Raw genomic sequence first — 23,988 nt, 5'->3', positions numbered from 1 at the left:
AGGCTGCCGAAACGCTGGAAGAGTTCTCGCTGGAGAAGAACATCACAGGTATGCGACTCAAAGCACGTGCCACAGGAAACTTATCGACGACCAATCTGAAACTCGACAGCCAGCTGAAACAACAGGCGGAGTATCAGAAACCGACAACGCCCGGAGGAGGAGGTTCCGGGTCAGGCAACACTCCCGATCCGAAACCTAATCCGGACGAAGGAGACGAAGAAGCACCGGACCCGACTGTTTAAGTCATAACCTAAACCCTGACAAAATCTTTAGCCGGGATATGCTAAAGACTCATTAAAAATCAATATTTTTTTCATTTAAAACCAAAAACTATGAGTAATTCATCATCCCGATCCGTATGGAGTTTCATTATCAAAGTAATCATCACTGTCGCTACTGCCGTAGGTGGTTTGATAGGAGTACAAAGTTGTATGTAAACTTATGCGGACCATCACACTGATTATCATTCATTGCAGTGCCACGCCGGAGGGAAAATCCCTCTCGGCGGAGGCTTGCCGACAGGATCATATCCGACATCGGGGATTCCGTGATATCGGTTACCATTTCTACATCACACGTGATGGGGAAATACATCCGGGACGACCGTTAGAGAAGATCGGAGCACATTGCCGGAATCATAACACACATTCCATAGGAATCTGTTACGAAGGAGGACTGGATGCGGAAGGACAAGCGAAAGACACACGTACGCTGGCGCAACGGGGGGCGCTGTTAGCTTTGATTCGTGAGTTACGAAAGAGGTTTCCAAAAGCATTGGTCGTAGGACATCATGATTTAAATCCTCATAAGGAATGCCCCTGTTACCCTTGTGTAGAAGAGTACAGAGAATTGTAGGTTAGTAAAATCAATCGCAACTATCAAGTTCTGTAATGATTTGTCCCGACCAAAAACTGTCGGGACAAATCTTTTATTATTATATCATCTCACCTTTTGTATTCAACATTTTTATACTTTTTCAATCCGCCAATCTCCCATTGTACAACTCTCACCATTCTCACCATCAAAGTTGACCACTACCTTCACTATCGGCAATCCACACAAAACATAATTTCCCGAAACGATGCGGACGACTCAAAATCCTCCATATCAATTATCTTTTTCGCAAAACAACGAAAAAATATCAGATTTACACTAGGCAGTTATCTTTTTCCTTCTCACATTACTCCACCACAGGTTTAGTCCTATCCATACGACAATATCTCCTATCAACATCAACGTATTATCAACATAAGGCATCAGTAAAATATTTATTCCACTAAAAACGCAAGAAACTAAAAGTATCAAAAGCATAGCCTGACGGACTGTAAAACCCATTGCCAAAAATTGATGATGAATATGGTTTTTGTCCGGTTCAAATGGGCTTTTACCATTATAAATACGAACTATAACAACACGAACCACATCAAATGCAGGGACAATAAGAGTACTAAAGGCTATAACAAAAGCCCCTTGTGTAACAGGAATAGATTCTGTATTCTGACTATATTTTATTGCTAAAAAGCTCAAGATATATCCTAAAGTCAAGCTCCCGGTATCCCCCATAAAGATCTTTCGGGCATGTTCCGCACTACCAAAAACATTGTAATAAAAGAAGGGTACAAGCACTCCAAAGGTACTAAAAGCAAGCATACTATAGATCCACAATCCTTTTTCTATAAATAGAAATCCGAAGACTAACAATGCGACGCTACTTAACCCGGAGGCAAGACCATCAATCCCATCAATCAAATTTATTGCATTTGTTATGAAGACAATAGTCAGTATAGTCAAAGGAATTCCAATGTATGGAGAAATAAAGTCAATGCCAAACAAACCATATAAATCATTAATCCAAAGTCCCACTGCAGGGAATAAGCTAGCACAAAGAATTTGAACAATAAATTTCTGACGATAGCGCACACCTACCAAATCATCTGCAATACCGGTTAAATATAAAAGCACCATTCCACATATTAACACCAAGAATTCCGGCAAAATATAGGATGCCAGCAAAGTAGAAATTTCATATCCTGTCAAAGTTCGAATCACAAGGACTGCACAACAGGAAAGCAAGATCGTCGGAAAAAAAGAGACCCCACCAAGACGTGGTATTGCTCGTTTATGCACTTTTCTCTCATCCGGCATGTCAAACAGTTTTTTGCGAAATGATATTAGTAAGATCCGAGGAATGATAAGACGAGCAATATATGCAGAAATAACAAAGGCTATTAAGATAAATACAATATTCATAGCTACAGAATTCTAATTAAAATTATTCCAATCACAAGTACCTAGAAATAGTCTCAATATATTGTTTAAAGACAATATCTAAGCTATACTTTCTTTGCACAAGGTCTCTCCCATTCTCCCCCATCATATTAAGTTCCTCTATTGGAGCGTTTATGATTTTATCCATAGCTAAAGCTAAAGAATCTACATCTTTCTGTTCACAAATAAAACCATTATAGCCATCATTTATGACCTCTTTACATCCTACACCATTTGTAGTAATGATAGGTCTTTTAAGAGAAGCCCCTTCAAGAAGAACAAAAGGAATACCCTCTCTATAATATGAAGGTAAAACTACACATGTACAATCATTTATAAATGGAATTACGTCCCTAGTCTCACCTAAATAAACCACATTTTTTTCCTCAATCCATTGATCCATTATTTCATCAGGAATAGCACTCGGATTTTTCACGCCTCTCATTCCCAACAATTTAAAAGTCACATTAGGATACTTTCTTTTCAAAGTTTCAGCAGCTCTCACAAAGACTTCCACTCCTTTATCATAAAGCATTCGAGATATCAATAGAAAAGAAATATCTACAGGTAAAGGACACAACTCTTTGTTGGAATATCTATCCATATCCAATCCCTCACCTGGTAATAATCCTATTTTACTTTCAGAAACAATACCTGCTTTCCGAAAAATGTCCATATCATCCTTATTTAAGAACCAAACTTCATTAGTTTTCATAAAGGCTATTTTATATAGCACTTTTACAATTTTAGATATCATATTTTTAGACAAAAAAGCGTATCCTAGTCCAGTAGTAATGGCAATATGAGGTATTTTCAATAATGAAGCAGCAATAGAAGCATAAATATTGGGTTTAATGGTATAGAAGAAACAAATATCAGGTCTCAATTTTGCTAAAAATTTGTAATACTGAATTAGCAAACGTAAGTCAAACCAAGGATTTAAACTTTTAGCCTTCAACTTAACTGTTTCAACTTTAAGTCCTAATTTACTTAACTCATGTATATATTCATCATAAGGAACAATCACAATAACTTCATGCCCCAAAGTAAGCAATCGTTTCATTAGTTTCCCACGAAAATTATACATCCCCCAAGCAGTATTACCCGCAAATACAATCCTTCCCATAAAATAAAAATTATTTCAATATGCTAATAGGAATGTTCTCACCCCTTGTTATATATATGTTTGTAAGTTTTTTGTAGATATAAGAATAATAAGATAAACAGGAACAAAAAATTTGTCCGATATCTGATAGCAGAGCCAGGATTGAATATACCGAAAGGATAATGTAACAAAGCTATCCCTGTTATAATAATAAAGTAAGAAAAGAAAAGTGTCACATTGAGTTTATATTGATAAACCAACCGATAAAAAAAATGGCTTCCTAATATTAGAAAAAGCATTAATAATATACAACTTTCTATTCCGGCAATCAGATGCGTCGGTGTATGCATCATCTCAGAAACCGTAGGACCGAAAAATGCGACAAACATCCCTCGTGGCGCTTCGTAAAAAAAATCATTGTCCTTCAACCAAAGATTGTCGCGTGTAGATGACCCATCAAAATCAAAATGAACATACATCATATTAGCATACTCATTAACCACATCTTTCACCAAATATAAAAGTACAGCATTGCAGAAAATGACTAAAAGCCCCAATAATACTTTTCTAGAAATAGTACGGCAAAAACGATTCATTACATATATCACGAATAAACCTTGAATAATAAAAGGGGCATATTGAGGTTTAAAAATCAAACAAAGATACATCGCAAATATATGTTTTTTCTTTATCGAATAGTTTCCGCTCAAAAAATCAAGAACAAAACTTCCAAGTATAGCAGAAAATACCAAACCAACTGTTTCCTTTGAACAAATATCTGTCCATATACAAAAATTTGGCAAACTAAGCACAAAAAGTAAAAGTCTATTATTAATATACTGTCGAAAATGGTATTTATCAATAATCCACTTTACCGTAAAAAATGAAAGAATAGTAAACGGTAAGTTTGTTAGCACATTCGATCCTCCCAATATACCCATAATACTGCCTATAGCATCCATCATTTTAGTCGAATTCCACAAAAAAGAGAAATCAGTTACAGAACTTAAGGAAGCATTTAAATATCGTTCCGTATCACCAAGCTGAGTTAACTTTCCATAAATGTGGATAGCAAATATCAAATAAAGAATTCTAATAGCAAAATAGTAGACCCAAAATCGTTTTGTTCTTATGCAGTATCCAATCATTTATTTTATAATAACTTATACATCATTTTAGTTAAAGGATATATCAAGCACTAGGAGTTTAATACAATATGTTCAACCAAGTCTTCAAAATAAATATTATTCAGTACAGAAGTTTCTATTTCAACGTATGGTTTATTCATAAATTCAGGTAATGATTCTATTTCATCTTCACCCAAAATAAAAATATTATCAGGGTGAAAGAAATCGTATTTTTTTAACCAAACACAATCTGTGATCAATTTAATTTTATGCACTAAAGATTCTTGTACTCTTATCGTAATACACTCTTGACTGCCATATCCCAAGTATAAAATAGCTTTCGTCTTCCCTAAGAATTTTAGGACCTCAGTATATGGAAGAAACTTTTTATATCGTTTATTTTTGTATAAATCATATCTATGCTCAGGAGCAATATGAAAATAGGTTGTAAGTCCCAACAGATTGAATTGTCTTTCCAAATTTATCAGATTACCTAATCGTTTATTGCCTTTATCACTCCCTATAAAAAAAATATCAAATTTCGGTTCAGTTTTAGTAACCGTCCAAGAGCGAACATAAGAACCAACATTAGGACATAAGTTGAGATTATAATTATGACAATCATTGATATCTCCACTCCATAACTTCAAGAAGTCGCGACGGAATTTCTCAGGCGAATTAACCTTCGTACAGTTATTTAAATAGAGCATGATTATTTTTGAATGAGGATACAAAGAATGCAACCAATCAATATATTCAGGAATAACCAAGCACTCAAAAATAAAATATGACTCATATTCTTTATCTACTTTATGAAACCATATATGTTTTAATGGCAAGTTGAGCCTAAAGTGAATTTCCCTAAATACTCTCAAAATGACATTATCTTTCCCTTTATAAATCGGTAAAACATTCATGCGAGATTCTTTAAAACTAGCATAATAGAAATTATGCTCTGGCATGACAAATAAAATGTTCGACAAAATATTGCATATTTTTTGTGGCATATTCAATCAAATTACTTATAATTAAATAAATTAATAAAAAGAGGCATTATTTACACACGGCAAACTATACGATTCAAAATAGACTTGACACCTTCATACCTGTAGTGATACTTCACTCTCTCATAAAAATCTCTACAATTATAAATAATGGCAGCCAATAAGGGTCTCCTGTATATAATTCTATCTTCTCCTGATTTTGAATAGTATTCTATTTCTGCACATGAATTTCTTAAACTTGTTACCATTGAATCTATTGAGTGCTTATCCCTTAAATTCTGCTGAGAGTTAAAAACGATACGATCAATCAGATTCTTATTATGAATAATTCTTATTAATGAATACCTCCAAGCCAAAGCTGAATCAGCAACCAGAACTCCATTAATACCATCTTTTACTGCAAGCGTATAAGGCATAGTATCAGAATATAATCCCATTATACCATATTTTGCATATTCAATATACTTAGCAAAGTATTTTCTGGCAGCAAAAGATGATCTACCAAGAGGCGCAAGTCCTATATCAAAATCATGATTCTTCATATAAGATGAATACTCTTCATATGACATTCCTTTAATCAAATGAATAGAGTTCTTGTACTCCGATTCATCTAATTTAGGCTCAACTCCAATAATAGTTATATCGACCTCTTTATGATATTTAGCAAGGATATCATAAAGTATTGGCTTAATATATTTATTGAATAATTCAAGATGATCCCTACCAGCAGGATAAACGATTCTCAACTTATTTCCGATAATGTGCGGAGCTTTAATTTCACAATCCTCGACAATAGCATTTGTTAGTATAGCCTTGGCATCTGGAGAATACTTGTAATAGTCATTAAGTATTAAAGGGTTGGGACTGATAACAGCTTTAGCATATTTGAGACAAAACAAAGAATATTTTTTCTTCCATTCTTCCGGATGACTAGAAGGAAGATTGAGAAGATCATCATCGAAACTTACTATATAAAAAATCCCAGTCTTTTTAGCCACTTCCGCTATTCTTTGAGAATAGACACTATTAGGTCTGATAGCAAGACATACATCACACCACAACAAATCAGAATGACTCACGAGAGTGGTCTTCTTTTCTCTCCATTGGATGGACATGTGAGAAAATAGTAATCTGAATGATGCTAAGTTCACATCAGTCGTGTTATTCCCTCTCTCGTAAGTAATTAAAACTTTACTCATTGTGTATTATATATCGGTCATTATTCTATCTTCTCTTAAAATAGGATATGAGATAACCTTTTATGATAATAAAATTCTCATTGTTGGTTATAAGCGACATTCCAGCATAAGATATCACTCCTATTAATATCTGAACAATCAATAGTAACAACGGGGAGAGATATAATCGTCCCGTCAATAACACAAGCGACATCATTATCAATGACATTACTAAAGAGGGCAAAATGTCTGAATATAGTTCCCTAAAAGAATAACTAATGCATAATTTCACCCTATAATGAGTTGCCCCGGCTACAACCAAACTAATTAAAGCATTAGATAGTAATACATAAATTAAAGCCTCCTGAAACAATAAAACCACTACAAGAATGCCAATAATCATCAATGTAGCTCTCATAATCTCTATAGGAATACTCAAACCACTATACCCTTTACCATAGAATACATTATACCCTATCGCTCTAATAGGATTGATTGCATAATAAAGGCAGCAAAAATACATTAGTGGAATACTCGGAACCCATTTGTCTGTCAGCAATACAGGTATCAGTACATTAGCAACTCCTATAAGACCGAACATCATAGGAAAAATAATGTACTCCGTAAGTGACATTACTTTCCTTGTTACTCTCTTCATATCGTCTTCATTATTTTGTAATGAAGCCAAAGTAGGAAGTAATACGCTATTGATGGAATTATATACATTTAATCCTATTGTCTCAGGAAACATGTTTGCACGATTATAGTAACCTAAATCTTTTGTAGAGTATGACTTGCCTATTATGAGGCCACAAATGTTATTACCCAAAAAGTCTAGAAATGACGTTCCAATCACACCTGCTGTAAATTTAAACATCCCCTTTGCTACCGAAGATGAATACTTTAACGATAAATGCCACCTAAAGAGAATCATCATAACAACCATATCAAAGAAGCCGGCAAGCACCTGCTGAAAAACAAGAGCCCATATTCCCCATCCCATATATGCAAGAACTATCGCAATAATTCCAGCAGAAAAATTACTAATAAAAGCCGATAATACCATTCTTTTGAACTGTAGTTCTCGTGTGCCTTTAGCTCTAATAACTGATACTATTGACTTAAAGAAAAGTAAAATAGTTATAACTCTTAATACCAAGCAAAGATCAGGACTCTTATAAAAATTGGCGATATAGGGTGCTGCAACAAAGAATATCATATACATAAAAACAGTAAATACCAAACTCATGGCTGTCACTGTTGAGTAATCTATTTCATCTACAGTTTCTTTTCGTATCAAAGCGATATTAAATCCATTTAGAATAAAAATATCACTAAATCCTATAAATACCATCGTAAGTGCCACTACACCGTATGCTTCAGGAGTTATCAATCTTGCAAGCAGAATTGTAATCACTAATAGAATCAACTTATTGGAGATCATATCAGCGAACTTCCACATAGCATTATTGGCAAACTGATTGGAGGTTACTCGTCTCATTAATAGACAAATTTGCCTTCTGCTACATTCTTTAAATGCTGTCCGTAAGGCGATTTACCATAACGCAGTGCAGAAGTCATTAGTGTTTCCTTATCAATCCAACCGTTACGGAACGCAATCTCCTCCGGTGCGGATATTTTCACCCCTTGTCTTTTCTCAGTCATCTGTACAAACTCGGATGCTTCAATCAAACTATCCATAGTACCGGTATCAAGCCAGGCAAAACCACGACCTAATATAATTCCTTTCAAGGATTCATCCGCTAGATAAAGATTATTGAGTGATGTTATTTCTAATTCACCACGAGCTGAAGGCTTTACATCTTTGGCTAATGAAACGACTCGCTTATCGTAAAAATAAAGTCCGGTGACACAGTAATTACTCTTTGGATTCTTAGGCTTTTCTTCCACAGATAGAATCTTACCATCTTCATTGAATTCCATAATACCGAAACGTTCCGGGTCATTGACATAATAACCAAAAATTGTAGCATACCCGTTTTCGGCATTACTCACTGCACTCTTAAGTTTTTCTTTCAGACCACTTCCGTAAAAGATATTATCTCCTAATATCATTGCGCACCAATCATCACCTATGAAATCTTCACCCAGCAGGAAGGCCTGAGCAAGGCCATCTGGAGATGGCTGTGCTTTATATGACAATTGAATGCCAAACTGACTTCCATCTCCCAAAAGCCGTTCAAAATTGGGTAAATCTACAGGTGTAGATATAATCAGGATTTCCTTTATCCCCGCTAACATAAGCGTAGACAATGGATAAAAAATCATTGGTTTGTCATAAACTGGAAGCAATTGCTTTGAAGTAACCATTGTTAAAGGGTACAATCTTGTACCTGCCCCACCAGCAAGAATAATACCTTTCATGAGTTTTATTGTTTATTATTAATACACTGTTCAAGGGAAATAAGCCAATGCGGAATTGTTATACCAAAAGTTTTCTTTACTTTTGATTTATCCAAAACAGAATAATTGGGTCTTATCACCTTAGAGCCATATTCTTCAGAACTGCAAGGATTAACTTTGCAGTTGTGCCCACTCAAATAATTGATGGCTACTGCAAAGTCATACCAAGATACCGAACCTTCATTAGTAAAATTATACTCACCTGTCATATCTAATTTATCTTCATCAATAACTTTAAAAATTATAGATACTAACTCAGGAGCGTATGTCGGGGTACCAACCTGATCATATACTACGTTTAGAGTTTCTTTCTCAGCCGTCAAGCGGAGCATCGTTTTCATAAAGTTACTTCCAAAGCCAGAAAACATCCAAGCTGTACGAAACAAAATGAACTTACATCCGACTTCATGGATAGCCACTTCCCCGGCATATTTAGTTGAAGCATAGACATTTATTGGATGCTTCTCATCAGTTTCCACATAAGGAGCGGCTTTCCTACTGTCATAGACATAATCAGTAGAGATATGGATAAGCGTGATGTCGCATTCCTTAGCGACAGTTGCTAGATTTCTTACGGCATCACAATTGATAAGATTTGCCATTTCAAAATCTGTTTCCGCTTTTTCCACATCCGTATAGGCAGCACAATTGATGATAACATTAATTTGCGCAGACTTGCAGACAGAACGAATGGCATCCTCGCTAGTGATATCTAATAGGATCGTTTCTAACATATCATCTGCAATCACATCTGTAAATATTATATTGTGATTCTGGAAACAACGAGATTGCGCTCTGATAGCCTGCCCTAACTGACCGTTAGCACCGGTGACTAAAATATTCATATTTAATATTGTTTGAATAATTGTTAGTACTTGACGGACCACTCATACTTTTTAAGAGCGCCATCTACGTTTTCTTCTATTTGGATTCCGATGATTGTGTCACCATAATAATACAAAGGTTTGAATGTTATTCGATCCCTATTTGCTTTCAGATACTCTAAAATGCCATCATTACTTAGATGTTTATGATCATCATCTCCGATAAACATATTGTGATTCTTTACAAAATCTACAACTTGCTCCAATGTCATCGATAAATCTTCGAATTTCATTTCTAATATAATTTATTATTTATATCAAAATCATAAGATGCATCCTTAAGACAAGCATGCTTCAGATCTTTTTCGCTAAGAATAGCATGCTTAACAGGAACTTTCCAGTCAATCCCTAAACTCTTATCTTTGATATTTATGCCGGCATCGGCTTCCGGATGATAGAAGTTATCACACTTATATTGAAAGATAGCTATCTCACTCAGCACTGCGAACCCATGGGCAAACCCACGAGGAACAAAGAACTGACGATGGTTTTCTTCCGTAAGTTCTACCGCTACATGTTGACCGAAGGTGGAACTGCCATGTCGAATATCCACTGCAACGTCAAGAACCGCGCCTTTCACACATCGTACTAGTTTACTTTGGGTATATGGCATCTTTTGGTAATGTAATCCACGCATCACACCGTAGGAGGACATGGATTCATTATCTTGTACAAAGTGAATATCCATACCTGTTTTTTCCGCAAATTCGTTAGCATTGAAACTTTCGAAGAAATAGCCGCGTTCGTCTTGATAGACTTTAGGTTCTATGATTACTAAGCCTTCAATAGTAGTTTTAATTATATTCATCATTTAACATTAATTATGGACATAATGTCCGGACTTAATTTCTAATTTGTTCAACTCAGCCAACTGTTGCAGCCTTTCATATTGTTTGTAGGCTACCGTCTTATCACTCTTCGGAAAGTGCACCAACAACCGAGTATTCGGTATCAGACTATCACCTGTAAAGAGCCATCTATCCAGCAAATAGCTAAGACAACTCCAGTCGTGACCAGGAGTGCTAAGTACCTGCATCGCTACTCCGTCAAAGAGAGGTAAACTTGCATTTTCATCTATGATAGCAACATTATCAAACCGATAAATGAAATGCGGTATCTCAATCTGATAACGAGACATATTATACTTGGGAGAATATAGACCTTCCTTACCGTGTTCAGAGGTATATATTGTGCTTTGCGGAAAAGCTGACACCACTTCATTCAGACCATAAATGTGATCAAAATGTGTATGAGTGAGAAATATACCTCGTAATGTAAGTTCGTATTTATGGACATAATTTATTATCGGTTGCACATCACCACAATCTACGATATATAAATCTTGACTATTATCTGAATGAATCAAATATGTCATAGAGTTAAATACGGAATTGACAATGCTATCCAAATATATCATATTACCGATGGAATCCGTGTAAACGTATCTATTAAATTGTATCCATCCCAAGTAAGCGCAAAAACAGTCGTCTCTCCGATGGGCACAACACGATCCAGTCCCTTCAGACGATTGCGGCGAATGAAATCAATGAGTTCGTTCTTTTCAAATCCGTAATACCCCAGTGTCTGGTACTTGGTGGTGACGATCGGAGCAATCTCATCCAACGATCGAACAGTGTATTCTGAGAAATAGCCACATGTACAGCGGAAGTCTTCAATATTCTTCGGCAGTTCCACTAATTCGGAACGTACCGCCACATTGTCGGGCATCTTCTCATACTTAACATCCATGTATGCAGCCTGACGATAGAATGCAGTTATTTTGTCCACACTCACCACAGCTTGTAGTCGATATTTATGCTCAGCATGCTCATGAACAGCATTCCAAAAGCGATCCTTGGCCGCTTCCAAGTGCTCATCTTGCAACCAAAAAATAGTATGGGGAGCTGAACAGGCATTTTGATCAAACAAATAGGTATCGTTATAAAAGGCCTCCGCCAACTTTTTCATATCGGCATCACAGGTTGCCATTATGGCTTTTGGACGGATGGCTGCAATGGAATATCGGTCAGCGAAGCAGACATCAAAGCTACGTGCCGGTAGTACATTTTGACGCAGGGTGGCAATGGTCGTATCCCCCCCCCAAATGACACGAACGTCACAAAGAGAAGAAAAATAAGCATTAGCATCACTTGTATGGTCATATCGAACCAGAACAATGCGTGAAGCAATATCATCATACTTTCCGCACTCTATCAATTCATGTAAATGATCAATAATCAAGTCAACCTGTGTAAACTGTTTGCCGCTGACACGAACCACATTTGCATTACCTGCTAACAGACCGGCCACCAATGAATAACCAAAATTGATAGGTACATTACTGGGAGCAATGTGGAACAGTATGCCACGACCCAATCTCAGTTTATCCTGCATATACCGTTCTTTCAGTGCTATCAGATTTGCCCTTCGACAGAAAAACGCAAAAGTAATGACATCCGGAAACATACGACTTCGATGATCTTTCAGTAAGACTGAAGATAAAGCATTCAGAAACTCTATCACACCGTCCGAGAATGGTTCATCGGGGTGATATTGCGTAAACTTCTCCCAATCAATCTCTTGTGGGAAAAGCAAGATATAATCAGAACTTTGTTGCATAGGTATCACTACATCCACGGATTTCCGCATTTTTAATTCGACCTTCAATCTTGAAATACTTGCCTTTCAGACCACAAGGACAATCGTCTTCACCCAATATCATACCTTCATCTTCAGTCAAAAGCACATGTCCGGGATAGCTACCGGGCAATACGCTCACCACTTCAATCAGACCTTGTTCACCTACAGCGGCTAATGAAAAATCTTTCGGGCGGCGAATCAACACATCACTGAAAACAGAAGCATGCAAATAACCGCATTGGCACTCCATATACACACAACCGGTCTGCTCAACCATCCCGTAATAGTCATGTATATTCTCCGGCAAAATGCCACAAACTTCATTCAGACGTTTCTTATATTCTATTGGAGAAACTTTCTCATTGACCAGTTTTTTCCAACCACCACCATGAATAAGCACACCTTTGGAAAGGTTGGGTAAGTAACCGGTTTCGATAAGTTTTTTGTAAAAATGCTGCCAAATCATAAAAGTAAAACCAAACATAAAGATCGTTTCATCCTTATGTTCTTCGAGGAAGTTCTTCATGCCTTCGATGTCCAATTCCATATTTTCATCCAGTGCATACTGACGTTTACTTCCGAACATGGAAAAACCTAAAATACCGGCTCCACGGGCAGAAAACATACTTCTATTCTTGACAACAGCTGATGTATCCAGTATCAGCATGGGCACACGCTTGGTGCCAATGAAGTGACTGACGATTTTTGTCAAACATTTCTGCTGGGCACTACTTGTTTCACGATCCAGAAAGATACGCGACACCTGCTGACCTGTAGTTCCCGATGATGTCATAGTCTTTACAATTTCATCTTTCTCACAACTGCGAAGTTCAAACTCCTTAAATAGACGAACAGGAAGGAATGGGAGCTTTTCGTAACCGGGAAGATTATCCATGTCCAGTTCCATTGCATCCATCATTCTACGATATGGCAGACATTGCTCATAATGTTTGCGTGTCAGTTCATGCAGACGATTATTGAGTAATTCGCGCTTTTGGTCTTTACTTAATGAATACGGGGATATTTCCAATATTTCGTTTATTTCCATACTCAAATCATTTTTTGAAGTTCAGGGTATTGTATCTTACCTGATGTGTATTTGGGAATTTCCGCAATCACTTGAATAGCAAATGCGCGGGGATTGAATCCGGTCTTCTCCACTAGTAAATTCTTGATTTGATCTTCTAGTCCTTCTTCAGTCACAAACACTGTTATCTTATCATCCACACCTACACATGCGCAATTTGAAGTAACTGCTTTTACGAGTTGTTCCGTAGCATCTAAATTACAACGATTACCCCAGACTTTTACAAATCGTTTCATACGTCCGGTGATATAGTAATAGCCATCTGCATCTTTGCGAGCAATATCACCTGTATGCAATATTCCATGATTCTCATCACCTTTAGACAGATCTTCACGACATTCTGCATATCCCATTGAGACATTAGCTCCCTTATAAACCAACTCACCGTCAATATCCGTGTCTAGTATTTCATTACCTGACGCATCTGCCAATGAGAATTCACCACCCGGAATGGCAATGCCGATACTACTAGCTTTCTCTAATGCTCTTTCCCAAGGAAGATAACTCATTCTGGCAGTAGCTTCAGTCTGTCCGTACATTACAATAAATTGTTTGTCGCTCTGCTTAGCAAAATCTACAAACTCCTTCACAAAAGTGGCGTTCAACTTCCCACCAGCCTGCGTCATGGTCTTAAGATCCGGCAGTTCCATACGAAAGAAACGTAATCTGCGTAACATCTCGTAAGTATAAGGAACACCAGCTATAGATGTAGCTTTCTGCTCTTTGATGAACGACCAGAACTCTTTTTGAATAACAGATTTATCAGTTAATAAAAGGGTGGCACCTTTAATCAAGTGACTGTTGATTACCGAAACGCCAAAACTATAATACATTGGAAGTGTTGTTACGGGACGTTCATTTTTATCAATTTGAAGATACTCGGCTATAGATTCAGCATTACTTTCCAGATTTTTTAATGACAGACGAACTAGCTTTGGTGATCCAGTACTTCCAGAAGTGGTCAGACAAAGTATAAGGTCCGGATTTAAAATCTTCTCTTCAGTGGTAAAGTCATGATCATAAGTTATCTGCTGGAGTGAGAAGTCACCATATTCATAAAGTGTCTTTCCACCTATTTCACATTTGCGATGTGTAGGCATCCAAAGGTATTCGGGATGATAAATAGTAATAAGCTGTTGTATTAATTCCAGCTCTTTACTTCCATCAAGTAATACAGCAGGAATCTTTTTCATTATACATGCCATATATCCCACTAAAGACCCCAGTTGATTTTCGCACAAAAAGAAAATAAGTCCCTTTACAGGTATATGCTCATGAAAATCCTCTACTTTTGTATAAAGTTCAGCATAAGTAAGTTTTTCACCACGGTCAGTAATGACGGCTATTTTTGCCGAATATTGCTGTAGATTAAACATCGTTATCAAATATCAGCCAGTTTATTTTGTATTTTCTCTGCTATATGTTGGGCATCAAGACCAGTTTGTGCAAGCATGTATTTATAAGAACCAGCATGTGGGAAATCAGTCAGACCAAGTAGGAGCATCTGTGGTATTTTCTTGCCACTCTGTACTAAAGTTTCTGCAACAGCAGCACCAAGTCCACCTGATACAAATCCTTCTTCACAGGTTACTACCAATTTACAGTCATGGCAATATTTAGCAAGCACATTTGTATCAAGAGGCTTTATTGTATGCATATTTATTACCGTACATTCAATACCTTGTTCTGCCAACTTTTTCGCGGCTTGAAGTGACTGATACACCATTGTACCAGTAGAGACTATAGTAACATCGGCTCCTTCACACAGCGTTATAGCCTTACCTATTTCAAAATCATAATCGGATTTATACACCATAGGGTCATTAGCTTCACCACAAAGCCTCAAATATACAGGACCTTCAAAGTTAAGAAGGGCTTCTGTTGCTTTAACTACCTCAGTCGAATCGGCTGGCGATACTATAGTCATGTTAGGTATAGCACGCATCAAGCAAATATCATCAAGACCGTAGTGGGTATTACCCTGTTGCTGAACACCGAAACCAGCAGCCAAGCCAACAACTTTTATATTATGCTGCATATATCCGCAATGGATCTTCACTTGCTCATAGCTGCGTGTTGCAATGAATGCTGCAAAAGATGTAGCAAACACATTGTAGCCCTCACTGGCAAGTCCAGACGAAACTCCGATAAGATTCTGCTCGGCAATACCTACATTAAGAAACTTATCAGAATAAACCTTACTATATCGTTCCAAACCGGAAGAACGTGTAAAGTCTGCTGAAACCGCCATCAGATTATCAGCTATAGGAGCGAACTCGGTAAGCGCGGAACCGAAAGTACCTCGTTTGCCGAGCATAGACCAAGTACGAAGTTGTATTCTGTTATATTCCATAATTATCTGTTTATTTTAGTTCTTCCATTGCTTGTTTATATTGATCTTCGTTCATTGATGAATGATGCCATGAGTTGACACCCTCCATAAATGATACACCTTTCCCCTTGATTGTATGACCGACTATAACAAGAGGTTTACCATTTATTGGTCTATTCTCCAAAGCATTAATTATAGCTTCCGTGTCATTTCCATCAATCTCTACCACTTTACAGCCGATGGCTCCCAAAGTATCAGCAAAAGAAAAATTCATGATCTCAGACGTCATACCATCCTGCTGATATCCATTATGGTCAATGAACACGATAAGATTATCCAATTTATACTGAACTGCAGACACAAATGCCTCCAATGTACTTCCTTCGTTACACTCTCCGTCACCCACGACAACATATGTTTTATAATCAAGTTTTTTCTTTTTTGCGTTAAGAGCCTTCCCGACAGCGAAGGATAACCCCATACCAAGACTACCTGTAGAACACTCAATGCCCTTGTCCAATTGCTTAATAGGATGTGCAGGATACAATCCTCCGTCAGTCATGAAATTTTCATGATATTCCATTGTTGAGAAAAAACCACGAAGGCTAAGGACTGAATAAAGCGCAGTGTATGCATGCCCTTTACTCAACACAAAACGGTCACGCCCTTCTTTAAACGGATTAGAGGGGTCAATATTCATAACACCACCATACAACACAGCTAAAAAATCGGCAAGGGAAAGGGCTGGACCTATATGTACACCTACCTTACCTGTGCCATAAGATGACACGACTATTTCTCGCCGAAGTTCTTTGGCTAACTGTTTACAGTTATTTATTTTTTTTTGTTCCATTATTATTGCTCTAGTTTAAACCTCCATCAATGCGCACTACCTGTCCGGTAATAAACGAAGAATCATCCGAAGCCAGAAATAATGCAAGTTTAGCTATCTCTTCTGGTTGGGCAATACGTTTGAGCGCAGTACGCCTCATTATTTCCTCATTTGCTTCTGCTCCCATCTGCTCTTTCATACGGGTATCAGTCATACTGGGAGCAAGAGCATTCACCCGTATTCCATAAGGAGCCAGTTCCTGAGACAAAGTCTTTGTTAAATATATCATTGCAGCCTTGCTGCATCCATAACTTATGTATGCAGGATAAGCATCAATTCCTCCAACGCTTGCCATGTTGATAATTACACCTTCCCGTTGCCGCATCATTATTTTAGAAACACCCTGTATGAATTGCACATGGGCAAAAAAATTAACCTGAAAAATTTCGTGCAACTGTTTCATCGTTGTCATTTGTAATAAGCCTTTCGTTACCACACCTGCATTATTTATCATTATGTCAATACGCTGTTTACTCTTGAATATCTGTGTGATAGTACTTTTTATACTATCTTCATCCATCATATCGAAATAATACTTGGTAATCATCGTGCCATTCCTTTGGATTATTTCCTCACATAGCATGTCGAACTCTTCATTTTTCTGTCGCAAACAAGCAATAATATTGCACCCTTGTGCAGAAAAAGTCTCAAGCATAGCTTTACCAATACCTCTGTTACATCCTGTGATGAGGACAACTTTTCCTTTTATATCCATAATCAAATCTTTGGAGTTAATGCCTTGCGCTCTTCCGACTCTGAAAGAGTAAAAGTCATTTCACATGAACAAACTAGTTTGCCGTCAACCATAGCTCTTCCTTTACCTTTTGCTATACCATGACGGTATGACAACAGCTCTGTGTCAAGTACCATTTTGTCACCGGGACGAACTTTCTGAAACAGACGCAACTTATCACAAGAGAGGAGCAACACTTGCTTGCCTTTATTGCCTTCCAATGTCAATATACAAAGAGCACATACTTGCGTCAAAGCTTCTGCTTGCAGGAAACCGGGCATACAAGGATCACCAGGGAAGTGAATAGGGAAAAACCATTCGTTATGAGTCAAGTTCTTATACCCCTTACACCTCTGTCCCGGTATTACTTCATCAATCCTATCAAAAAACAAATAAGGATATCTGTCTGCTTGATACTCTAAAATCTGATTATAATCCAATGATTTTATTTCAACATCTTCCATTGTTTAATAATTCTCTGTTAATATGATACATTTTAAATATAATGAATAAAAATCATTATTTAGCATATTAGATTTTAGAATGTGATATCGTATTTCTGAAGAATCTCCATCCCCTTTTCGAAAGAAGAAAGGTCAACAATATCGTCTGTTTCCAGCATGATATCAAAAGTATCCTCCAAAGCTGCAACAAGAGTCATATGACCTACGCTATCCCAAAGTTCTACACCTTGATATTGAAGACCTTCACACTGTTCTGCTGTTATTTGCAGATTTTCCACGAAAACATTTGTATACTTTTCTAAAGTTGTCATATCGGATTATTTTAATAATTATTTTAATGTTAAACCTCCATCAAGGATTAAATTTGTACCAGTTATCCAACTGGAGGCGTCAGATAACAAATATATCATCGCCCATGCAATATCATATGGATCACCATAGCGTCCCAACGGATATTGTTTCATATCTTCCTTTAATTGCTCCTTTGTTACAGATCCACCCTCAAGAATACCTGTATTAACCATTGCCGGACAGATGGCATTTATACGAATACTTTTGGGAGCAAGTTCAAGAGCCGCAGTCTTTATATATGCACTTATCGCACCTTTACTGGCAGTATACATGGAATTACCGACAGATGTACATCCTAATCCTGCCATAGAACTAGTAAATACAATAGATGCACCCTTCTTTATTTTCTTCTTTTTTAGAAGTTTTTGGAAAAGGAGAACAGGGGCTATAGTATTTACTTGAAATATGGATTTCAAGTCTTCTTCCTTTACAAATTGAAGTAAAGACAACTTTGTAAAACCAGCGTTATTGACCAACCCATGAATTTCAGGTAAATTTGAAACCAATCCATCTATTGCCAATGTGTCAGCAAGATTACAAAGGATCATACAATGATCATCTCCTTCCAACTGTTCAAGAGTTTCCTTCAATCGTTCCTCATTACGGGCTGTAATGATTACCTTTGCGCCCATCCTTGAACATTCTATAGCCGTAGCACGCCCTATCCCGGATGAAGCACCCGTGACTAAAATAGTCTTACCTTCTAATGAAAACGGATTATACATTAACTTAATAAAATATTAATTCTGAACAAACTATTTTATTTGTCTGAAAATGAACACTTCCCCATGCTAGTCCCACACCGAAAGCACAACCAATAGAATCTAGTTTTCTAGTTGCAAAGTCTTTGCTACACTGTGTTATGATAGTGACAGGAATAGAAGCACATCTCGTGTTACCAAAATCACGAAGGCTATAAGGTGTCTTTTCTGGAGCAAAATTTAGTTTCTTTCGAATTTTCTCGTTCATGTAGTGATTGGCTTGATGCAGAAAGAGATAATCCATCTGTTCAAGATTTAGTACATATTTTTCGGCTAGTCTTTTTACACTTTTCGGAGCAACAGACATTCCGAAAGCGAACACATTCATGCCATCCATAGTACAGTCAATATTACGACGTAATTGATTTGGACCATACTCTATGAATTCAAGGTCTTTCGCTGTAACGGCATTCCGACAACCACCAACAGGAGTATAAATAGATTTAAAGTCCTTGCCACGAGTGCCATGTTCAAACTCCAAGGTGGAAGCTATAGTGTCAAATTCTAAAGCAGTACATGAACCGGCATCACCAAAGAGTGGTCGCGTTTCCTTATCAAAAGGTGAATGGAGCAATGTCGAGGTATCACCACAAAGAAGCAGAGCTCTTTTCAAACAGCCTCCCATTATGAGGGAAGCAGCAGAGTTCAATCCTACCACCCACCCCGAACAACCATGCTTAATTTCAATAGAAAGGCAAGTCTCTGGCAATCCCAGTTCTTCTTGTATTATACAAGCTGTTGGCGGGACTACATAATCGGCTGATGATGAAACGAACACAATTACGTCTATCGTATCTTTTCCCCAACCTAAGTCCTCAAGCAATTTATTGGCAGCCTTAACACAAAGATCGCTAGCTGTAGTACCTGATTCAACCGTATGTTTGCGTTCTATGCCTGTCTGAGCTATCACACGAGAAGCCTCGCCCTCCTTAAAGACAGGAAGGTCAATGTTTTCTTCTACATGTGACGGTACACATGCTGAGATTCCCCGAATAGCTACATTAGGTATTGATATGAATGCCATAAGTTACTTTTTAGATTCTACTATAGCAAACAAATCCTCGATAGTATTGCAATTGCGAAGATCATTCCCGTTAATAACAACATCATATTCATCATCAATCATTGATATAATTGCAAGAGATGAAAGGGATGACCACTCATCAAGCTGCCTAAACTCTGTTGTAGCCTGAAATTCACTTGCATCAGTTTCGTCAAACTGATTAGCAAAATTCTGAATAAAATCATTTATTTTCATATTATATTTTTATTTTAGACAAATTATTCCTTATTTTCTGTGATTTTATGTCGAATCCTTCCTTCGTTAAAGTACCATATAAATATGGAATACCTTTTTCATCTTCACCTTCTCCTTCCCATACACACCCCAACCCCTTGTTTAAAGCAAGCACTGATTTATTATCTTTATACACCCAAATATCTAGATAATTAATACCTAACTTTTGGAATATAAAGTCATCCAACATTAATGCCGCTTCAGAATTTTGAATCGAATTTCCGAAAGAGCAGAAACGACCTACCTCAGCATGATTCTCTATAATGTTGTAAACACTAGTGGTCCCTATTCGCATTTTAGTTTTATCTTCGATAATAAAATAATAACTATTGATGTCGTTTCTTTGCTTGTCTATCCAACTTTGTTGCTGATCAACTGTGGCATTCAGAGAAGGAAGAAATTTTGAAATTTCCGGATTATTCCTAATTTCCAAAATGAACTCTGCGTCTTCTTTCGTGACAGGACGAAGATTGACAAAACGTCCTTCAAGGATTCCTTCATAAACCATATTACTTCACATAATCGTTTACAACAGCTATGATTCTATTAACTTCTTCATCAGTGAGCCACATGTGTAGCGGAAGTGTAATGAGATGTTTGCTGACTTCATGAGCACGGGGGCAAGTTCCCTTAGCATATAGATACATGCTATACTCTGTATTGTCACGGTAATGTACGCCACCATAGATAGCATTTTCAGCTAGTTGTCCTAAAAGCCCTTCACGATCGGATACAATAAGTTCGTAAATATGGAAAGAGCATTCATCTGCATGAGGAGCCCTTATTATTTGAATCTTCGAATTATTTTCGAAACCTTTGTTATACATCTCAACGATTTCACGACGGCGTGCATTATCTCTATCAAGATATTTAAGTTGAACTAATGCAATAGCAGCCATTATAGCATTGCCATTGTACTTATAACCCACATAGTCCACATCATATTTCCAAGCATAGGTTCCTTTGTTTGAACGAGCATAGGTATCTTTATTAATACCCAGCCAAGCAAGCTGACGTGCTAGTTTATCGTCTTTCTCATTTGCAAAACAAATCATACCACTATCACCGGTAGGAAGGTTCTTCACAGCCTGATAAGAATAAACTGTAACATCTACACCATCCCAAGTACCCGGAGTAACACCATTAACTCGTGTGCCAGACATGTGAGCAGCATCAAGTATTAGTTTTAGATCATACTTTTTACATATCTCTATGATCTTATCTAGTTTTCCTACGCGTCCACCATAACCTACAAAAATAATAGCTTTGGTTTTATCACTTATTTTCTTCTCAACATCTATGGGATCAAGACAAAGATACTCATCTACATCAGCAAATGTAACATGCATATTTTCGTACATAACTGCGTGATTGGTCGATACAAAGGTGATAGGGGTTGAGATAATTTCATCACCATCTTGCCATCCATTCTGCATTTTAAGAATTTTCACAGCAAGATGAAGACCTACAGTGTTGGAATTAAGATAATATGCATATTTATGACCGGTGTAATCTTTCCAGGCTTCTTCGAATTGAGCGGTTTTAAAGCCCATGCCTGTCCAGCCTTGTTCAAGGCATTCTTTTACAGCCTCGAGACATTCTTCAATCTCAAACTTTGGTTTCAATACTTGAATTGACATAATCTTGGATTTAATATGATTTGGTAAACGCCTCAATTAGACGTTAGTTATAATTATTTTTAGAATATTTTTTACAAGAAATTTCCAAACTATAGTAGTCGTTATGGAGAAAAGCACGAAAACAATCACATAAATCATTAGTTTCATACCCGAAGGATTTAGTGGAACGATAGCAGGTTCCACCACAGCAAAAACAGGTTTCTCCTCTTGTACTTTAGCACGTGCCACTTGCAATTGGTTAGCGACTTGACTATAGATTTGATAAGCTAGACTCATGTCATTTTGTAAGCGTTCCTGCTCCGTACGAACACTTTGAAGAACTAAATTATCATGCGTATCTACATAATTGGCATATTTCTTTTGGGCAGTATAATATTCGCGCTGTCGCTCCTTGAATAGTTTCTCCAAATAAGCACAGTCATCCTTAACTTTGGAAGTGCGATAATCAGTAATGTACTCTTGTAACTTATGAACGACGGAATCCGCCACAACCGCTGCTACCTTGGGACTCTGTAAACTGACGGACACATTGGTTATTGCCGTTTTGGTATCTATAGAAGCTTTGACACTGTTACGAAGAACATTGACTTTAGTATTCTGTTCTTGTGATAATTCAAGAGTACCACGACGTCCTACATTCTCTAATGTGTCTAACGTTCCTTCACTAAACAAGGATTTCACTCCTCCTACCAACATGTTGGGAAAACCTATGACGTAATTCCACCAAGGAGAGGACTGGTCATCCAAGTAAGTATCCAGAACCATATTACCATTCCCATCCGGAGCAGGAATATCAATGGATAAAAGTTCCAGTAAAAAGGGGGTAGAAGAAACTATTTCCGAGGAAAGGGAGGCGTTCAACGCATCGGAACTATCACCCGATGAAACACCACTTCCCAAAAAAGAGGCAGCAATCCCCACTAATCCATTTCCACTTTTGGAACCACCCATTTCAGGGGAAAGAGTAACATTCACCGTATATTGTTTGGGAATGCTTAAATAAACTATGATGCCAATGATCACCCCTACTCCCGCTGCTTTATAGAGCGTCTTACGAATACTAATAATCTTGCGGAGAACATCCATTAAATCTATTTCCATCTCATCATTTAATAATTTATCCTGTTCTGAAGAGATATTTCTATTTAGTTGTTGTTCCGACATAAAAGTAAATTCTATTATTTCTTTATCAAATTAGCAATAGAAGCAATCATCATACCCAAAGAACTGAAAGAAGTAGCATAACCTAAAATATTAGCTATGTTCCCTTTCTTCTTAGCCTTACTAGGCACAATAATCTCACATCCCGGCTCAATCTGTTTCTTACCACTACCCTTAACCTTCGTCACCTGACCATTCATGTAAACAATGAATTTCTTACTCTTCCTTGCATTATCAGAATAACCACCGGCCTGATTCAGGTAATAATCCACATTCTTGCCCTTCATATAAGAAACCGTATTCGGAACCATGACAGCACCATTGATAGTCACAGTATTATTATTCTTTGGTATGAAGACCACATCACCTTCACGTAAGACAAGGTCGGCACTACCCTTAGGATTAGTCAAAGCCTTCTCCAGATCAATGCCTACCGTAAAGGTATCCTCAACACCAATACCCAAAGAGTCAATCATGGCCTCTCCCAATTGTCTGCTCATCAGGCGAATCACATCACCCATACGTTTCTTCTCACCGGCACTTGCCACACGGGTCAGCTTTGCACCACGAAGATAGGCAAGGTTAGTAGGACCACCCGCTTTATTCACCAGATCGGAAAGACGTTCCTCACGGCTGGTCA

At 37.4% G+C, this 23,988-nt stretch carries 28 protein-coding genes and 1 pseudogene; 3 read left to right on the top strand and 26 right to left on the bottom strand.

Features of this window, described 5'->3' with window-relative positions:
- The 3 genes and pseudogenes from KTR07_RS25610 to KTR07_RS25600 all read left to right on the top strand — a co-directional run.
- A pseudogene (locus KTR07_RS25610) lies at positions 1-242 on the top strand (DNA-binding protein); the annotation flags it as partial.
- Positions 243-332: 90 nt separating this feature from the next.
- Entirely contained in the window at positions 333-437 is a 105-nt protein-coding gene (locus KTR07_RS25605) for a smalltalk protein (protein ID WP_008767884.1), read from the top strand.
- A gap of 4 nt (positions 438-441) precedes the next feature.
- Positions 442-855 (top strand): N-acetylmuramoyl-L-alanine amidase, encoded by a 414-nt coding sequence (locus KTR07_RS25600; RefSeq protein WP_048697669.1) that lies wholly within the window; start codon positions 442-444, stop codon positions 853-855.
- Between the two features lie 297 nt (positions 856-1,152).
- On the opposite strand, the gene KTR07_RS25595 is transcribed toward KTR07_RS25600, so the two are convergent.
- The 26 genes from KTR07_RS25595 to KTR07_RS25470 form a co-directional block, all read right to left on the bottom strand.
- On the bottom strand, positions 1,153-2,250 hold the full coding sequence (locus tag KTR07_RS25595; RefSeq protein WP_048697671.1) for an MraY family glycosyltransferase: 1,098 nt from the start codon (positions 2,248-2,250) through the stop codon (positions 1,153-1,155).
- Positions 2,251-2,281: 31 nt separating this feature from the next.
- On the bottom strand, positions 2,282-3,394 hold the full coding sequence (locus KTR07_RS25590) for a glycosyltransferase family 4 protein (RefSeq protein ID WP_048697674.1): 1,113 nt from the start codon (positions 3,392-3,394) through the stop codon (positions 2,282-2,284).
- A 38-nt stretch (positions 3,395-3,432) separates the two neighbouring features.
- Positions 3,433-4,521, bottom strand: coding sequence for a hypothetical protein (locus KTR07_RS25585; protein ID WP_048697676.1), 1,089 nt, complete (start codon positions 4,519-4,521; stop codon positions 3,433-3,435).
- Positions 4,522-4,571: 50 nt separating this feature from the next.
- Entirely contained in the window at positions 4,572-5,507 is a 936-nt protein-coding gene (locus KTR07_RS25580; protein WP_147338181.1) for a hypothetical protein, read from the bottom strand.
- A 50-nt stretch (positions 5,508-5,557) separates the two neighbouring features.
- Positions 5,558-6,703, bottom strand: a complete 1,146-nt coding sequence (locus KTR07_RS25575; protein WP_048697680.1) for a hypothetical protein — start codon at positions 6,701-6,703, stop codon at positions 5,558-5,560.
- Positions 6,704-6,728: 25 nt separating this feature from the next.
- Positions 6,729-8,183, bottom strand: coding sequence for a lipopolysaccharide biosynthesis protein (locus tag KTR07_RS25570; RefSeq protein WP_048697682.1), 1,455 nt, complete (start codon positions 8,181-8,183; stop codon positions 6,729-6,731).
- Positions 8,183-9,067: a glucose-1-phosphate thymidylyltransferase RfbA gene (gene rfbA / locus KTR07_RS25565; RefSeq protein WP_048697683.1), complete on the bottom strand. Its 885-nt coding sequence runs from the start codon at positions 9,065-9,067 to the stop codon at positions 8,183-8,185. Before rfbA ends, KTR07_RS25570 begins: the two co-directional genes overlap by 1 nt.
- A gap of 5 nt (positions 9,068-9,072) precedes the next feature.
- Positions 9,073-9,951 (bottom strand): dTDP-4-dehydrorhamnose reductase, encoded by an 879-nt coding sequence (rfbD, locus tag KTR07_RS25560; protein ID WP_055230263.1) that lies wholly within the window; start codon positions 9,949-9,951, stop codon positions 9,073-9,075.
- A 23-nt stretch (positions 9,952-9,974) separates the two neighbouring features.
- Complete coding sequence (locus tag KTR07_RS25555) at positions 9,975-10,223, bottom strand: hypothetical protein (protein WP_055230261.1); 249 nt, start codon at positions 10,221-10,223, stop codon at positions 9,975-9,977.
- Positions 10,224-10,225: 2 nt separating this feature from the next.
- Entirely contained in the window at positions 10,226-10,798 is a 573-nt protein-coding gene (gene rfbC, locus KTR07_RS25550) for a dTDP-4-dehydrorhamnose 3,5-epimerase (RefSeq protein WP_055230289.1), read from the bottom strand.
- Between the two features lie 9 nt (positions 10,799-10,807).
- Positions 10,808-11,365 carry an MBL fold metallo-hydrolase gene (locus KTR07_RS25545; protein ID WP_172681279.1) on the bottom strand — a complete coding sequence of 186 codons (558 nt, stop codon included), beginning with the start codon at positions 11,363-11,365 and terminating at the stop codon, positions 10,808-10,810.
- Positions 11,366-11,403: 38 nt separating this feature from the next.
- On the bottom strand, positions 11,404-12,627 hold the full coding sequence (locus KTR07_RS25540; RefSeq protein WP_225719486.1) for an acyl-CoA reductase: 1,224 nt from the start codon (positions 12,625-12,627) through the stop codon (positions 11,404-11,406).
- On the bottom strand, positions 12,593-13,678 hold the full coding sequence (locus KTR07_RS25535; protein WP_055230255.1) for an acyl-protein synthetase: 1,086 nt from the start codon (positions 13,676-13,678) through the stop codon (positions 12,593-12,595). The genes KTR07_RS25540 and KTR07_RS25535 overlap by 35 nt, the downstream gene beginning before the upstream one ends.
- A 2-nt stretch (positions 13,679-13,680) precedes the next feature.
- Complete coding sequence (locus KTR07_RS25530; RefSeq protein WP_055230252.1) at positions 13,681-15,093, bottom strand: AMP-binding protein; 1,413 nt, start codon at positions 15,091-15,093, stop codon at positions 13,681-13,683.
- Between the two features lie 5 nt (positions 15,094-15,098).
- Complete coding sequence (locus tag KTR07_RS25525) at positions 15,099-16,070, bottom strand: transketolase family protein (RefSeq protein ID WP_055230250.1); 972 nt, start codon at positions 16,068-16,070, stop codon at positions 15,099-15,101.
- A gap of 10 nt (positions 16,071-16,080) precedes the next feature.
- Positions 16,081-16,902, bottom strand: coding sequence for a transketolase (locus tag KTR07_RS25520; RefSeq protein WP_016267471.1), 822 nt, complete (start codon positions 16,900-16,902; stop codon positions 16,081-16,083).
- 10 nt (positions 16,903-16,912) lie between these two features.
- A complete protein-coding gene (locus KTR07_RS25515; RefSeq protein ID WP_055230248.1) occupies positions 16,913-17,656 on the bottom strand; it encodes an SDR family NAD(P)-dependent oxidoreductase in 744 nt (247 codons plus the stop codon).
- A gap of 2 nt (positions 17,657-17,658) precedes the next feature.
- Positions 17,659-18,138: a 3-hydroxyacyl-ACP dehydratase FabZ gene (gene fabZ, locus KTR07_RS25510; RefSeq protein ID WP_055230245.1), complete on the bottom strand. Its 480-nt coding sequence runs from the start codon at positions 18,136-18,138 to the stop codon at positions 17,659-17,661.
- A 74-nt stretch (positions 18,139-18,212) separates the two neighbouring features.
- Complete coding sequence (locus KTR07_RS25505) at positions 18,213-18,449, bottom strand: hypothetical protein (RefSeq protein ID WP_055230243.1); 237 nt, start codon at positions 18,447-18,449, stop codon at positions 18,213-18,215.
- A gap of 18 nt (positions 18,450-18,467) precedes the next feature.
- The gene (locus KTR07_RS25500; RefSeq protein ID WP_055230241.1) at positions 18,468-19,214 is read right to left on the bottom strand and encodes an SDR family NAD(P)-dependent oxidoreductase; all 747 of its coding nucleotides are present in this window, start codon (positions 19,212-19,214) and stop codon (positions 18,468-18,470) included.
- Between the two features lie 4 nt (positions 19,215-19,218).
- Positions 19,219-20,274: a ketoacyl-ACP synthase III gene (locus KTR07_RS25495; protein WP_217315533.1), complete on the bottom strand. Its 1,056-nt coding sequence runs from the start codon at positions 20,272-20,274 to the stop codon at positions 19,219-19,221.
- Positions 20,275-20,277: 3 nt separating this feature from the next.
- On the bottom strand, positions 20,278-20,508 hold the full coding sequence (locus KTR07_RS25490; RefSeq protein ID WP_055230238.1) for a phosphopantetheine-binding protein: 231 nt from the start codon (positions 20,506-20,508) through the stop codon (positions 20,278-20,280).
- Between the two features lies 1 nt (position 20,509).
- On the bottom strand, positions 20,510-21,055 hold the full coding sequence (locus KTR07_RS25485; RefSeq protein WP_055230236.1) for a GNAT family N-acetyltransferase: 546 nt from the start codon (positions 21,053-21,055) through the stop codon (positions 20,510-20,512).
- Between the two features lies 1 nt (position 21,056).
- Positions 21,057-22,187, bottom strand: coding sequence for a DegT/DnrJ/EryC1/StrS aminotransferase family protein (locus tag KTR07_RS25480; RefSeq protein WP_055230234.1), 1,131 nt, complete (start codon positions 22,185-22,187; stop codon positions 21,057-21,059).
- Positions 22,188-22,223: 36 nt separating this feature from the next.
- The gene (locus tag KTR07_RS25475) at positions 22,224-23,351 is read right to left on the bottom strand and encodes a chain-length determining protein (RefSeq protein ID WP_055230232.1); all 1,128 of its coding nucleotides are present in this window, start codon (positions 23,349-23,351) and stop codon (positions 22,224-22,226) included.
- A gap of 14 nt (positions 23,352-23,365) precedes the next feature.
- Positions 23,366-23,988 (bottom strand): SLBB domain-containing protein (locus KTR07_RS25470; RefSeq protein ID WP_217315532.1); only part of this gene is annotated, 623 nt, incomplete at its 5' end.

It is taken from the genome of Bacteroides sp. MSK.20.82, from assembly GCF_019052485.1.
Classification (GTDB): Bacteria; Bacteroidota; Bacteroidia; order Bacteroidales; family Bacteroidaceae; genus Bacteroides; species Bacteroides thetaiotaomicron.
The sequence above is the reverse complement of the archived record's forward strand: the minus strand, read 5'-3'. Positions and strand labels throughout refer to the sequence as shown.

Excerpts from the sequence above, each read along its gene's own strand:
- KTR07_RS25605 (WP_008767884.1), top strand. The coding sequence starts at position 333 with ATGAGTAATTCATCATCCCGATCCGTATGGAGTTTCATTATCAAAGTA.
- KTR07_RS25600 (WP_048697669.1), top strand. The coding sequence starts at position 442 with ATGCGGACCATCACACTGATTATCATTCATTGCAGTGCCACGCCGGAG.
- KTR07_RS25595 (WP_048697671.1), bottom strand. The coding sequence starts at position 2,250 with ATGAATATTGTATTTATCTTAATAGCCTTTGTTATTTCTGCATATATT.
- KTR07_RS25590 (WP_048697674.1), bottom strand. The coding sequence starts at position 3,394 with ATGGGAAGGATTGTATTTGCGGGTAATACTGCTTGGGGGATGTATAAT.
- KTR07_RS25585 (WP_048697676.1), bottom strand. The coding sequence starts at position 4,521 with ATGATTGGATACTGCATAAGAACAAAACGATTTTGGGTCTACTATTTT.
- KTR07_RS25580 (WP_147338181.1), bottom strand. The coding sequence starts at position 5,507 with ATGCCACAAAAAATATGCAATATTTTGTCGAACATTTTATTTGTCATG.
- KTR07_RS25575 (WP_048697680.1), bottom strand. The coding sequence starts at position 6,703 with ATGAGTAAAGTTTTAATTACTTACGAGAGAGGGAATAACACGACTGAT.
- KTR07_RS25570 (WP_048697682.1), bottom strand. The coding sequence starts at position 8,183 with ATGAGACGAGTAACCTCCAATCAGTTTGCCAATAATGCTATGTGGAAG.
- rfbA (WP_048697683.1), bottom strand. The coding sequence starts at position 9,067 with ATGAAAGGTATTATTCTTGCTGGTGGGGCAGGTACAAGATTGTACCCT.
- rfbD (WP_055230263.1), bottom strand. The coding sequence starts at position 9,951 with ATGAATATTTTAGTCACCGGTGCTAACGGTCAGTTAGGGCAGGCTATC.
- KTR07_RS25555 (WP_055230261.1), bottom strand. The coding sequence starts at position 10,223 with ATGAAATTCGAAGATTTATCGATGACATTGGAGCAAGTTGTAGATTTT.
- rfbC (WP_055230289.1), bottom strand. The coding sequence starts at position 10,798 with ATGAATATAATTAAAACTACTATTGAAGGCTTAGTAATCATAGAACCT.
- KTR07_RS25545 (WP_172681279.1), bottom strand. The coding sequence starts at position 11,365 with ATGACATATTTGATTCATTCAGATAATAGTCAAGATTTATATATCGTA.
- KTR07_RS25535 (WP_055230255.1), bottom strand. The coding sequence starts at position 13,678 with ATGGAAATAAACGAAATATTGGAAATATCCCCGTATTCATTAAGTAAA.
- KTR07_RS25530 (WP_055230252.1), bottom strand. The coding sequence starts at position 15,093 with ATGTTTAATCTACAGCAATATTCGGCAAAAATAGCCGTCATTACTGAC.
- KTR07_RS25525 (WP_055230250.1), bottom strand. The coding sequence starts at position 16,070 with ATGGAATATAACAGAATACAACTTCGTACTTGGTCTATGCTCGGCAAA.
- KTR07_RS25520 (WP_016267471.1), bottom strand. The coding sequence starts at position 16,902 with ATGGAACAAAAAAAAATAAATAACTGTAAACAGTTAGCCAAAGAACTT.
- KTR07_RS25515 (WP_055230248.1), bottom strand. The coding sequence starts at position 17,656 with ATGGATATAAAAGGAAAAGTTGTCCTCATCACAGGATGTAACAGAGGT.
- fabZ (WP_055230245.1), bottom strand. The coding sequence starts at position 18,138 with ATGGAAGATGTTGAAATAAAATCATTGGATTATAATCAGATTTTAGAG.
- KTR07_RS25505 (WP_055230243.1), bottom strand. The coding sequence starts at position 18,449 with ATGACAACTTTAGAAAAGTATACAAATGTTTTCGTGGAAAATCTGCAA.
- KTR07_RS25500 (WP_055230241.1), bottom strand. The coding sequence starts at position 19,214 with ATGTATAATCCGTTTTCATTAGAAGGTAAGACTATTTTAGTCACGGGT.
- KTR07_RS25495 (WP_217315533.1), bottom strand. The coding sequence starts at position 20,274 with ATGGCATTCATATCAATACCTAATGTAGCTATTCGGGGAATCTCAGCA.
- KTR07_RS25490 (WP_055230238.1), bottom strand. The coding sequence starts at position 20,508 with ATGAAAATAAATGATTTTATTCAGAATTTTGCTAATCAGTTTGACGAA.
- KTR07_RS25485 (WP_055230236.1), bottom strand. The coding sequence starts at position 21,055 with ATGGTTTATGAAGGAATCCTTGAAGGACGTTTTGTCAATCTTCGTCCT.
- KTR07_RS25480 (WP_055230234.1), bottom strand. The coding sequence starts at position 22,187 with ATGTCAATTCAAGTATTGAAACCAAAGTTTGAGATTGAAGAATGTCTC.
- KTR07_RS25475 (WP_055230232.1), bottom strand. The coding sequence starts at position 23,351 with ATGTCGGAACAACAACTAAATAGAAATATCTCTTCAGAACAGGATAAA.